General features: G+C 39.8%; 14 protein-coding genes and 1 other RNA gene. All 15 read right to left on the reverse strand.

What is annotated here, in order from left to right; translation table 11 throughout:
• Positions 1 to 51 precede the first annotated feature (51 nt).
• Positions 52 to 240, reverse strand: coding sequence for a hypothetical protein (locus J576_RS05945; protein ID WP_000642900.1), 189 nt, complete (start codon positions 238 to 240; stop codon positions 52 to 54).
• The gene (locus J576_RS05950; RefSeq protein WP_000560650.1) at positions 240 to 914 is read right to left on the reverse strand and encodes a DUF3800 domain-containing protein; all 675 of its coding nucleotides are present in this window, start codon (positions 912 to 914) and stop codon (positions 240 to 242) included. The genes J576_RS05945 and J576_RS05950 overlap by 1 nt, the downstream gene beginning before the upstream one ends.
• A 342-nt stretch (positions 915 to 1256) precedes the next feature.
• A complete protein-coding gene (locus J576_RS05955) occupies positions 1257 to 2699 on the reverse strand; it encodes a hypothetical protein (protein ID WP_000003532.1) in 1443 nt (480 codons plus the stop codon).
• A gap of 136 nt (positions 2700 to 2835) precedes the next feature.
• Positions 2836 to 3039, reverse strand: coding sequence for a single-stranded DNA-binding protein (locus J576_RS05960; RefSeq protein ID WP_001984265.1), 204 nt, complete (start codon positions 3037 to 3039; stop codon positions 2836 to 2838).
• A gap of 332 nt (positions 3040 to 3371) precedes the next feature.
• Positions 3372 to 5837, reverse strand: a complete 2466-nt coding sequence (locus J576_RS05965; protein ID WP_001022399.1) for a DUF927 domain-containing protein — start codon at positions 5835 to 5837, stop codon at positions 3372 to 3374.
• A gap of 11 nt (positions 5838 to 5848) precedes the next feature.
• Entirely contained in the window at positions 5849 to 6127 is a 279-nt protein-coding gene (locus J576_RS05970) for a hypothetical protein (protein WP_001064707.1), read from the reverse strand.
• Positions 6128 to 6241: 114 nt separating this feature from the next.
• The gene (locus tag J576_RS05975) at positions 6242 to 6544 is read right to left on the reverse strand and encodes a hypothetical protein (protein ID WP_000787402.1); all 303 of its coding nucleotides are present in this window, start codon (positions 6542 to 6544) and stop codon (positions 6242 to 6244) included.
• A 12-nt stretch (positions 6545 to 6556) separates the two neighbouring features.
• Complete coding sequence (locus tag J576_RS05980; protein WP_001046482.1) at positions 6557 to 6922, reverse strand: hypothetical protein; 366 nt, start codon at positions 6920 to 6922, stop codon at positions 6557 to 6559.
• A complete protein-coding gene (locus J576_RS05985; protein WP_002003158.1) occupies positions 6915 to 7469 on the reverse strand; it encodes a BRO-N domain-containing protein in 555 nt (184 codons plus the stop codon). Before J576_RS05985 ends, J576_RS05980 begins: the two co-directional genes overlap by 8 nt.
• Positions 7466 to 7675: a helix-turn-helix domain-containing protein gene (locus J576_RS05990; protein WP_001016479.1), complete on the reverse strand. Its 210-nt coding sequence runs from the start codon at positions 7673 to 7675 to the stop codon at positions 7466 to 7468. The genes J576_RS05985 and J576_RS05990 overlap by 4 nt, the downstream gene beginning before the upstream one ends.
• A gap of 2 nt (positions 7676 to 7677) precedes the next feature.
• Complete coding sequence (locus tag J576_RS05995) at positions 7678 to 7893, reverse strand: hypothetical protein (protein ID WP_000153154.1); 216 nt, start codon at positions 7891 to 7893, stop codon at positions 7678 to 7680.
• Between the two features lie 127 nt (positions 7894 to 8020).
• Positions 8021 to 8647: a hypothetical protein gene (locus J576_RS06000; protein WP_000151566.1), complete on the reverse strand. Its 627-nt coding sequence runs from the start codon at positions 8645 to 8647 to the stop codon at positions 8021 to 8023.
• 149 nt (positions 8648 to 8796) lie between these two features.
• On the reverse strand, positions 8797 to 10026 hold the full coding sequence (locus tag J576_RS06005) for a tyrosine-type recombinase/integrase (protein WP_032071232.1): 1230 nt from the start codon (positions 10024 to 10026) through the stop codon (positions 8797 to 8799).
• A gap of 179 nt (positions 10027 to 10205) precedes the next feature.
• Positions 10206 to 10565, reverse strand: a transfer-messenger RNA (tmRNA) gene (ssrA, locus tag J576_RS19365).
• Between the two features lie 160 nt (positions 10566 to 10725).
• A complete protein-coding gene (gene ggt / locus J576_RS06010) occupies positions 10726 to 12711 on the reverse strand; it encodes a gamma-glutamyltransferase (RefSeq protein WP_002051992.1) in 1986 nt (661 codons plus the stop codon).
• Between the last annotated feature and the right edge of the window lie 145 nt (positions 12712 to 12856).

Consider the following 12856-nt stretch of genomic DNA (forward strand, 5'->3'; position numbering starts at 1 on the left):
ACCTTCTAAGTGATTTTCTTAATTTGCTATTTGTTGATTTTGTTTGGAGGGTTAATTTTCTCTTTTACTAATAGCTCTAGCATAAGCACTATTAATCTCATCCGCAGAATAACGGCGATTCAAGATATCTTGCTGGATACTTGTTGGTAGGCTCAATACATCCGCCCTTTTCCCATCAATCATGTTCTGATTTGCTTTACGGATAGGGGCAAGGCTCACACTTCTAAAAAATGCTTTCATTATTGATACTCAAAGAACATCAATTGATTAGATGGATTTGCGACATCAAAATATTGATCTACACGCTCGTCTTTAAACTCATATTTACTCCAAACAAGCCCCGCATAGAAGTCTATGAATTGAAGTTCTTTCGTTACTCGGCTATCGAATGGTTTAACATTCAAAGTTTCATTTAGAACATCATCTAATTGCGAACGCTCTGCAATCATCTGTTTTAAATATATTTCTAAATTCCAGCCTACATTGACTTTTTCACATCGAGAATCAGGAATGAAGTCTATATGCTTATGATTGCATAAATGGTTTAAGAGCATATTTTTAACCATATAGTTATATAGGGCATTAGGGTCATTTCTTAATTTTGTTTTTACCCGTTTTTTGTTTACGGTTATGGATAGCAATTTTATATCTGGGTGGTTTGAATGCAATTTGATAATTTGTTGAACAAATTGTTCTTTTTCTTTTGAGCTAAGATCATATGATTTTAATTCATTATTGAGAGGGCGTTTTCTAGCTTTATAAAATCCGGTCACAATTCGATTAAGATGCTTTGTCTTATCTCTTGGGCAAATCACACATGCTATTGTGAGAGTTCTACTTGACCCACCTTTCCCGTATGGGGCTGTAAAAGTCCAACCTAAATCACCGCTTTCATCTAAATAGATGGCAATCATATAATCCCCAGAAAGACAAAAAGCCCACGAATGGGCTTTAAGATACGGCGTGTAACCTAGTATTGGCGAACTTACAGAACGCTTACGATCATAACGGCATTTATCGCAATTGCTCTAGGCTGATTATTTATAACATCTCCGTTACTACAAGCATATTATTAATCATATGGGGCTTATTTGCAATTGGATGATACAAAAATATGCACTGATATAGACTAATACGGACTTATACGGACTAATCAAAGCAACTGCAACACATCTGCCCTAATCTCTGTTACTTACCAATCTGGTGCTTAAGTACAATATTAATATCCAAATACAATTTTTCTCGTGAGAATTTCTCTAATCCGGAGCTAACCAAGCATTCAATGGACCCACATACTTGTTGATTCCATATGCAAATGATTCTTGTTGATAAGGTGCTCCTTGATAGAGAATATAATCATTTGTTACTTCCAACTCTTTATAAACTTTATTATCTGTAGCACAACTATACAATAGAGCTATACCAATTTCTTTACCAAGCTTTGATGCTCTTACTGTTATATATCCACCAGATTTAACAGGTTGCCCAAAAGAATGACATTGCCATCCATTATCTCTAAGTCTTTTAACTATTTCATCATTCATTTTAGTTGATAAAGTTGCAGAGCGACCTAACCAACCATCATCTGAAGCTGTTGGGTTGAAAGGTAAGCACCCATCGATTTGTAATTGCTGCAAAAGAGTATTTTTGATGACTTGTAAATTTAAGCAAGCAAAAACATCGTTACGAAAAGATTCTGATCTTATATCTGGAGTTGGTGGGAAAATTGATAACTTAGACTCTTTCATGGCAAAACATTCAATAAATGCCAATGCTTGAATTAGACCCATGGCGCGAAAAAAATTAGACTGATTTTGCCAAATTTCAGATTTAGCATGAGCAAAAAAATGTCGATTAAATCCTGAAGTATTTTGGTAGTTTTCGGTATTCTCATAAAAACTATTTTTAAGCCAATTACCTATTAGTTCAATAATTCTAATACGCACATTCATTACTTTCAGCACATCATCTTGAACATACTCTTCGGGAATCCAATCTGCACCTAATATATGATCATGTTTTATATTGTGTTTAGCACGTTTTATGCATCGATCAACTTTAGTTTTTAAATCAAGATTCTCAAAGGAATCCTCAATGATAGTATTTAAAATATCTTCGATCATCGGAATTAAGGATGCTATAGAAGCTACTCTCATTCCGCTATAAAAAGCTAAAATTGATTCTTTAATTAATGGTACATGCTTTGATATAGCTATTGAGTCTGAAAAAGTTTGTACAGTGATGGGAATAATGTTGGAGAAATTATATACAGTCGGGAAAAACTCTTGAAAACGTTTTTGTAACTCCTCTTTAGGCAAAAACTCGTGGTAACCAATTTTCAAATTAGCTACTTTAAAGCCTTCACCTATTTGTTCTCGATTCATAAAGACTGGTGGGAACCAGTCTACTTTAGCCCAGAATTCTTCTTGTTTTTGGAATGGTATAATATTGTTCTGATAAATTTGAATTTCTGATAGTTTCTGTCGAGGTAATAAAGCCGTTACATTGTTTACAATTGAAATCTTAATTGCTGGAATGCTTTGGTTAAAACCAAAAGTACATTCTTCAATCTCAATAATCTCTATCCCCCTTTTTATACAACATATACGCATCTCATCAAGGGTAACCGTTGACATTCTATTTTGATTGTTAAATTTACACCAAATTCCCTTAACTTTTCTTAATTGCTGTTCTGACATAACTAACCTTGATATAAAAGTTGAGTTTATTAATTTAAGCTAAACCTACTAATTGAATTTAAGAATAGCACTTCAACTTTACCCCCTTAACTTTCATTTGTAAGAAATTAGCCTGCCCCTTCCCTTAATATAAACCTTACGGCCTTTGGCAACACTCTTTAAACGATTGTTGATACAGATTTATGCTATTAGCCTCTTTACGCTCACCTGTGGTCTTGTCTTTCCAAAACTCAGTAGTTGCAACGCTGAATGTCGTAACGCTGCCACCGTTGGAAAATTGTTTAGTTTCAGGGTTAAGACCTAACACACCCATGACAGTAACTTTCTTTACGTTTGGCATTGTTCAATCTCTTAATATGCTTATACTTGTATATGTGTAATTTTAGGTGGACATGGTGGATAAAGTGGACATTCACTTCTATATGCATGATTTTAAATAATTAAATCTGTCCACCCATAGGAAAAACAACATATAAAAAAAGTGGACATTAAAATCATAGTAGGTGGACAAGATATATTTACCTTGAATCATGTCCACCTTATGTCCACCTATTAAAATATGTATATTTATATAAAGTGGACATAATAATATCTATATATAGCAATACATTAACTATAAATATTTTCTTTATGTCCACTATGTCCACATCGTCCACCCTATAAAATCTATTTTCAGATTTCACTATCTGAGTTCTGCATGGCCTCAGTGCTAAAGTGCATCATTCTCGGCCGTGTGCCGTCAGGTAGATTGACGCTAGACTTTTTCACATATAGTTTCTTGCCTCCCTCGATAAACTCTTTAATCCAGCCATGTTTGATTAAGACTTTTTTAACATTCGCCTCGTTCATGCCTATGCACATTTCCTTTTTAAACATGGTCGGCGATACAAGATAGACTTTATCATCAGGATCGTAATACCCAACGCGGTTATGAGTGCGCGGACGGATTACTTCGCCGTCTGCCTGTCTGATTACAGTTAAGTCTTCAAAACGGCTCGTTCCGTTGGATTCAAAAAAGGCTTTGATATGTTCAAGAATCTTTGTTTCTTCCATATTCTCGCCACCGCCTAGACTATTTAGCCAAGTATTAAAGCATTGCGCTACGGCTTCAAATGCGCGTCCTTGCTGCCACTCTGTAATGCCTGCCAGCGTTGCCAGCTCTCCAGCCACCGCCACCAATGCAAAACGGCGTAAAACGCGGTTAGCTTGTCCGTTCTTTGCTTGGGTGTGCTGCTCAATAAAGCTGTCTAGTAATTTCTGGGCCTGCTGCATTACTACATCTTTATCACTGGTCAGATACTCAAGCCATTTGATGCCTGCATATCCGTAATGCTTCGCAGCAAGCTCATTAATGCGGTTGCCCAAGTCGCTTGAATTGCTGCCATAGTTGACACATTCAAATACGCCGTATCCTTTGCCTGCATCACTAGGGATATGGGCGAACCTAAGCAATAAACCTGCATCTAGCTCGATACCGCCACGCCGTAAATGTTCCTCGAGGGTGACTTCGCCAGTGGACGTATACATCAAGTTGAATTGCTTAGAATCCCTATTTTTGCCTGTCTTGCTGCTTCGTGATTTACCTTGCCCACCAGTAAGCATATAAACAATATCCGACACGGCCTTAGGGGGCGCCTGTCGCAATTCATCAAGATTTAGAAAGCTATCGTTTCTTAATTCGGCTTCGTTCTCCAGGGCATTGTCTGTGGTGCGCCATTGTTTCGATACTTCTCTAGGATTGCCCCACACGCTACACGCTGCTTTTGTAATGGTACTTTTTCCATCGGTAGATGAGCCATAGATATGAAAGCCACCACTCTCTAAGTTTAATGGCGCAACCAATTGTCCCGAAAATGCACAAGAAAACGCCAGTACACCCAGTGCATGGGGCTCTATCAAGCGGCTTAGTTCTTGCCATCCTGCAAGGCTGCCATGCACGGCGTAGGGGTTTTTCATTTCACTATTAAATAAAAGTTCTTCTCCGCTAGAATCGCCATATGTTTTGCTTGGCGTAACGTATGAATGACCATGCCATCCGGTACGGTCAACACATCGAAAACGCTTTTCTATTGGATAGTCCTGAATGTAGTTAATAAATACATTCTTCTTATTTGGTTGTCGTGGTGGCATTAATCCATGATTGGCAATGATCTTTAATGCTTCTTGTGCTTCACCCATGAAATGCTCATAGGGAATGAGTAACGTATGCTGAACATTGTCTTTATCATTAAACTGGATTACACGCTTCCAGTTATTATTATTCAAGCTTCTGGCTTCACCTAATATAATTGCTGAATCAGATATTCTGGTTCTAGTACGTTTAATACCGCCTTCTCCATCATCATGTTCCTTCACTAGATATAAGCCATCCATAAGGATATTTAAATATTCGCCTTCCTTGATCTTAAATGGTTTAGCTAAGTGTCCTTTTGCCAGGCTCTTGGCTTGATCTATCGCCACCTTAATCATGCTGTCTAGCTCATCTTGAAGCATAGCAATGTTTGGAGGTTCAGGAATAAATGCCATTTTGACATCCATACCACTGTAACGCCGTTGTATAGCATCTTGCTGATGGACTGGGGCTATCACACATAGATCAGCATGTGCTTGCATCAATGTCTTGAGGGTATAAGCATTAATCTTATCTGATTGATACGGTGCATAGATTGGATACGCTGTTTTAAATGCAAGATGAATGTCATCCGTCACAATCAAAGGTAATTCATTCAACTTTGACCGGTTGAAATACAAACCGCCATGGCCGAAAACAATATCCTTAAAACCTTTAATAGTTGGGTTAGTGAATACTGCACCTGTAGGCTGTAAATGCTCGTTGTATAGATCAAATACGGCTAAACCATATAGGGCATTATCATCAGCTTCTCCATATTGGGTGGCTTTCTCAATCACTGAACGGCGGATTTCTACAGGACAACCACCCACCATTTCAGCCATTGCACCGTGTAGTGGATTATTGTTAAATAATGGGACTGTATGTTCTTCAAGTGCTTCAATTATTGAATGACTTGCACCATTGCCCACTTCCTCCAGTGGGCTTTGTTGTGTTTGCGGGGTAATATTTGAAATGCTGCCCTCAAACATATCAGGCTTGGTATTCCAAGCGGGTTTAATGTTCATTGCCCCCCTCCTTACCCATGCCATTCTTTTTTATATTTCTCTGCCTGCTCTGCATGATAGCTGTGACGTTTTTCGGCAATATACTGGTACATATCAATGACATTTTCCAAAGCATAAAAGCCCAAAACATCCTTACCACCAAGTTCGGCTTTTATTTCTTTTAAACGGTTTTTAATATCTGAAATTGCTACTTCCATCCAGTTCATATCAAATTCAGCTAATGATTGAATGTCCCATAAATCGCCTGCATCATAAGTTTTAGGCGTGTTTTTAGCGTTTTGGTTATTCATAGTAATTACACTCCCCATACTTTTTTAAGCATTAAAGAAATGCGTTTAACCAATCCTTGCTTTTGTGCAAAGTCTGCTGACTGGATACGCTGGCGTGTAATTTGATGGATATTTTTAGGCATGAGAATGCGCTCCTTGTAGTTTTAGAGCTTTACCATTCACGACCAAGTGAGGGTGGCAAAGCTGAAAAGGGTTGGTCGACAGGTCTACAAGGTTCCCTGCACACTCGAAAGTGTCCCTCTCCAGCTTCACCATAATATGCGAACGCATAGAGATATTACGCACAAAAAAAGTCCTTGCGGACTGTGCGCCTCGTAGAATATAGCCGACCAAAGCTAACTTTGAGATTTTGCTCAAAGCCCGATTAATATAACTATACTTTGGCATGGTGGCAATATTGAATGATTCATTTTTCATTATTTGCCCTTACTACACACGGTTGATATGGATATTCGAATCAATCAAAACGCCGTCATTTGATAATCCGACTTGCTGGCGGTTATCCATCATCTGCAATAAACACTGTTCTGCTTCTTCAAAGCTAATGCCGAAATGCTTTGCAATGTCCTCTAACTGGTACATGGGTTCGCCGTCATCCGTATAACCGCTTGGCGGTGGCAATAGGTTTAATTCCTTCGCCTTTTGGTGCATTTCCACTTTGATATGCTCAGGCGTGTAGTGCATTGTCAAAATGAGGGCCTGCTCAGTGATGGGGTGATGTTCCCCATACTGGGCCAGCATTGCTTTGTAATGGTCAAAGGCTTTGAAAAATTCAGGGTTTACATACTTATTCATGGTGTAACCCATCAAAAGCAATCTGTAAATTTGCTTTGCATGTTTGGATACGCTTGGCGTTTAAATGCTTTTCATATTTACGGCGGTGCATACCTAAACTATGAAATGTACCTTTATCCTTAGATACTTTCTCTTGCATACATAAACGGTTCAATTCTTCATAAGCTGACTGTCTAGCAGAATATGAACCGGTTTTTCTAATTGACGGCAATACCTCAGCAAATACCCAGTTTTGGAAATTCAACGCTTCGGTTTTATTAGATCGAAAGATGATGCGATATAAATTCGGCTCATTAATAAATTTGAGTTTTTGAATACCGCCATTTGTAGGGGTGTGGTAATCCGCCACACCCTTTGAATCTAATGCGCCATTTCGCTTAGGGGTTTCGTTTTTAACGTCCCCCCTTTGAATCTGTAATAAATCAGATGATCTTGAAATGTCCAAAGCCTTACATACATCGGTTAAACAAAACCACGGTTCTTGATTATCATCTAGGACAATACGAACAGATCTGGATTTAAAATCGAAATGGGTTATGGCGTTCATGCTGTCACCTCTTTTAATTCGTATCGGGCATGAGTGCCTTTGCTGTTTAGGTTTGGCTCTTGATGGGTCACAATGTTATGACCTAATAGGCGTAAACGCTGAATAACAGCACTTAGGCGGTAACAATCGCATAACTCTATGGCTTCGGCTTGGCTTAGGGTCTTGCCTTGTTTGAGATAATCTAGGATGACGGTTTGATGGTTCATGGTTATGCCTCCATAGCTGCAAGGCTTTGTTTTTGGTTGTTATGCCACTCTACAAGCTCGGCATAGTCGAAATAGACTGGAGCCTGTTTGGTAGTACCTATTTTTATTGCTTTCGGGAAAGTTTCATCTGTACGCTGAATGTGACGCAATGATTCGCGGCTTATGTCCAATAGTTCACAAGCGGTTTTGAATTGAACGCGGATAGGTTTAATAGTCATAAAAAAGCCCATATATGAAAGAATATGGGCTTATTATGATATTGATTTTTATATTGAAAATATTTGTTCTAGCATAATACCCATTATGCTAGAACAATGGGAATTGTGCTTCCATCTTGGGTGACTTTTAAGATTTGCTATATTTTTTTGATAGCCATAGCTCTATTGTTTTTGGGTTTAAATCAAATTTGCTAGAAAAATCTCTCGCACACCTAGAATAACTGTGAAATGCACCTTTCTCCCATTCTCTAAAAATTTCACTTTTATAAGTATCATATTTTTTGGCTCTAGTTCTTCCGCCTAACGATTGTATTTTGTTAAAAACATTAAGGTCACTTACTATATGAGAATAAACTATCCCTATATCTTTATAAATTCTATCAAACGAATCCATTGCAAAGCCTACATCTTCATTCGTTGGCGGTGTTTCTTTATTAAAAATATAAGAACATACTTGATACGTCGTATAAGCATCGGATAAGGAAATATAGGCGTAATCTTCCATTTTTATCTTAGATGCATCTCTAATTTTTTCTATAATTTCATTTTCATTCTTTTCAAAAATACTTACCACTTGAGGGGTTATTTTATTTTCATAAATATTAGTCATACATTCATGTAATAGTTGTATATCTTGAATACCTATCAAATCAACAAGATTAAGAATATCATTTGCTATTCTACTATCTGACTTGTACGTTTCTCTAAAGTAGCGGCTAAGTTCATAATCAAATTCATCATATTCTATAGTCATGTATACCTCCCACAGCATCCCCAAAATGATGCTAAGTCAATCGGATTGGGTGTCCAACTTTCGGGAGCTAACCTAGACTTAGCAATCTATATATAATCTATATTTACCTATATTTGTGCATTTATTGGCTAGTAGTGCGACATATATTGTCATTTAGCCTTTTTAAACTGAATAATGCTTTGATCTGCAATTTCTTCTAAATGATTCGCATACCATTGCAGCATGATTTTTCTATCATCTAAATATTGAGCCTTGTTATATACGCCTGCCACGCCATCCTTTACGTGTGCCAGTGCTGCTTCAATATGACGTTCATCAAAACCACGATTGTTTAACAAGGTGCTGGCAATGTGCCTAAATCCGTGCGGTGTTTGTCTACCTTCATACCCCATACGGCGCAAGGCCATAATAAAAACTGTGTCCGACTTTGGCTTGCTCTTGTCTGATCTGCTCGGAAATAAATACTCAGAATTGGTTTCGTAAGTTTTTAACTCATTTAGTATGGCAATAGCTTGCCTAGGTAAAGGCACTACATGCTCACGGCGTTTCTTCATGCGCTCGGCTGGTATATTCCATATCCCTTGATTCAAGTCGAACTCCTGCCACTTGGCTTCCCTTAGCTCGGTAGGTCGACAGAACAACATGGCCAAAAGCTGCAAGCCCATCCGAACGTCCATAGTTGGGTAGCTATTAATGGCCCTCAATAGTGCTGGTAACTCCTGTTCACTCACATGTGACATATTTTGTTTTACGCCCTGCTGTAGGAACTTTTGCAGCCCCTCTAATGGGTTGTAATCAATACGGCCTGTCACCTTTGCAAAATCGTATATATCACGACACATGGCCCGAACTCGGTTTACCTGTTCATATATTCCTTGATGTTGCTGAATACCTTTTAAATGATTCATCCATTCAATCGGCTTAATGCTGGTGTACAAGCGTTTACCAAAAATGGGAAATATATGTTTTTCCAATGCACCCTTGTTTCGGGTCATGGTGTCCTTTACCCAAGTATTTGCTTTGGTATCCAGCCATTCACGGGCCAATACTTCAAAGGTGGCATTATTTTGCTCAAGCTCTTGGCGTTTACGTTCTTGCTTGGTAATGATTGGATTATCACCTTGTGATATATCCTTGATTATCTCTCTAGCCTTCTTCCTTGCACCTGCTCCTGATAATTCAGGATAAGTACCGATACCCAGCCATGACCATTTACCATCTGCTTTTTTATATCTGAATAGCCATGCTTTTTTACCATCAGGCTTTACACGGAAATATAAGCCTTCGCCGTCCAGCTCCCGATATTCTTTTGATTCCGGTTCAAGGTTAGCTAGTACGGTATCTGATAACGGTCTACGTTTGATTTCTGTTCTTTTCATGGCTTGTACACCAGCGAGTTCAACAAAATGTGCAATGTACAAGGCAGTGTACACGGTGCATGTACACTATGGCTAGTTATATTTAGTTATGTTCAGGCAAGAAAAAAGGCTCAATCCCTTTAGAATCAAGCCTTTTCGTTTTAAAACTTGGCATATTTTGCCATGTTTTGTTAGGTATTTGGTGGAGATGGCGGGAGTTGAACCCGCGTCCGCCAGCACTACGCTCGAGAATACTACATGCTTAGATATCGTCTATTGTTTTAACACCAAGTGACCCGACGAACAGGGTACAAGGTGCGATCCTCTAAGTTTGGTATAAAGCCCCGAGGCTTGACTCTATACGGACTTGTGTGCGTGCGCTACGGTCGGGTTCCTAAACCACAAGTATTCTAGGAAGCGGACAAACTGCCCTTAGGCAGCTAGAGCGTAAGTTTCGTCGTTTGCGACTATTTAAATGCAAATTTTATTTACGAGAGAAAATGCGCTCTCGGCATGCATCTATGAGTTTCATCACCGGCGTCGAAGCCAATAACATCCCCATGAATGTCTGAACATCATAGCATAACTAAAATAAAATGCTGTGCATTTTATCAACAGTCTGCTACTGATGAACATATTTACATAATGGAGAGCCTTTTGTTTTTTTCAAGGGCCCCATAAAAAAGCTGCCAAAAATGACAGCTTTTTTTAAAGCTTGCTCTATAAAGCACCATTGCCTAACACGATCCCTTCACGGCGTGGGTCTACCCCACCTGCGTATTTACTTTGATTATTAATATTTACTTTCATAATCGTAGAAATACCGCTGGTTTGCGCAGTGTTGGCAACGCCATGCCCTTTTGCTTTTAAGCCTTCAATCAAATCAAGCATAGAAAGCTGCACATTCGAGCTATCAATATTGGTGGTTGGGCTATTGGTCGCGCCAAAGTTAACAAGCGAAGTGGCCTGCTGTGCATTTAAGTTCCAGTCCAATGCACCCACCAAAGTTTTAACCACATATTGAATGATGGTACCGCCACCTGGTGAACCTGTTGCCATATAAAACTCATCTGGCGTGGTGCCTTTAAACACTAAGGTTGGCGCCATGGTACTACGTGGGCGTTTGCCACCTTCCACACGGTTAGCAACCAGCGCCCCAGTGCTGTCATAAGGGTTCGCGCTAAAGTCAGTTAACTGATTTGACAGCAAGAAGCCATCCACCATGTGGAATGAACCCATGCTCGATTCAACAGTCGATGTCATTGAAACGACATTGCCATAGGCATCTACTATCGTGAACTGAGTTGTGCCATGTTCAACAGTGGTGTCTACACCTGCCGCTGTATTGAAATTACCTGCTGGTGCTACGCCCATACTTTGGTTCGGGTTAATCAGTGCGGCACGTTGTTTTAAGTAATTTTTATCAATAAAACTTGGAATACCCTGTGCTGGCAAACGAACAAAGTCAGTATCTGCCACATATTTGTCGCGGTCAGCATAGGCCAAACGCTCTGCTTCAGACACTAAATGCACGCCCATAACATCAGGCACACCACCTTCATTTTCAGGGTTTTTAGGTGGATACAGCGACATATCAAAGTTTTCTAAAATACCCAGTGTTTGCGCAACCGCAATCCCTCCCGAAGATGGAGGTGGCATAGTACAAACATAGTAACGGTCACGGTACGTCGTACAAATCGGGTCGCGTTTTTTCACCTGATAGTTCGATAAATCCTGCAAGGTCATCAAACTTGGGGTAATTGGAGTCCGTGCTGGGTCATCCCCCACAGTTTGGCCTGCTTTTGCCACAATAGCTTGTGCAATAGGTCCGGTGTGCAGTGCATTTGCCCCTTGTGAAGCAAGTGCTTCAAGCGTTCTGGCATAGGCTTTATTGGTCATGGTCTCACCGACTTTACGTGGTGATCCATCTGGGTAGAAATAGGTTGCCATTGCATTTGCATCGAGGGCTAAGCTGCTTGCATTACTTGTAATCGCATCTGCCAAACGTCCCGGTATACGGAAACCGTTGTCAGCCAAACCAATCGCTTCACCAAAAAGCTGGTTCCACTTAAGTTTGCCATGTTCTTGTTGCGCTTGTTCCAGTAAACGCATCACACCCGGCACACCAATCGAGCGACCGCTACGGCGTGCACTTGGTACAGGCGCTGGTGAATTTGGGTCATATATATCTTGGCGAATTAAATAAAATTCGTTGGCTGCGGCAGGGGCAGTTTCACGTCCATCATAAGCCGTGACTTGCTTGGTTTTGGCGTCGTAATACATCATAAAACCACTGCCGGCAATGGTACTCGACTGTGGCTCGACTAAACCAAGTACTGCTTGTACTGCAACGGCTGCATCGACTGCGCTACCGCCAGCTCTTAAAACATCACAGCCTGCTTTTACCGCAAGTGGTGTGTTTGCCACCACCATATATTTATCTGCGTATTTAACTGTGTTACCAAGTTTGTAACCCGATGCACCCTCTGGCGCGGCGGGGTCACCATTTTGGTTTGAACCGACCACCACACTTGAACCGTCTTGTGCCAGTTTGCTACAACTGGTCGGATCATTATCTACAATTAAATTGGGCGGGGTTGTATTTGAATCATCCTTGGGCTGATCTGACGAGGAGTCATCTCCACATCCTTGTAATAAACCGACTGCTAATAAACTACTGAACAAAAATGAATATCTTTTATTCACGTGATAACTCCAATATATACGCCTGCCTATCCATGCAATTGCCATGCAAGCTTCTTTGTTTTCAGGTCTTCAGTTTTTTTAATCTTTGATAAAAATAAAGTTTTAATAATATTAAATGATTAAGGCTATTTACGCTGTGCCCTGT

This window comes from Acinetobacter sp. 766875, from assembly GCF_000582055.1.
Lineage (GTDB): Bacteria > Pseudomonadota > Gammaproteobacteria > Pseudomonadales > Moraxellaceae > Acinetobacter > Acinetobacter nosocomialis.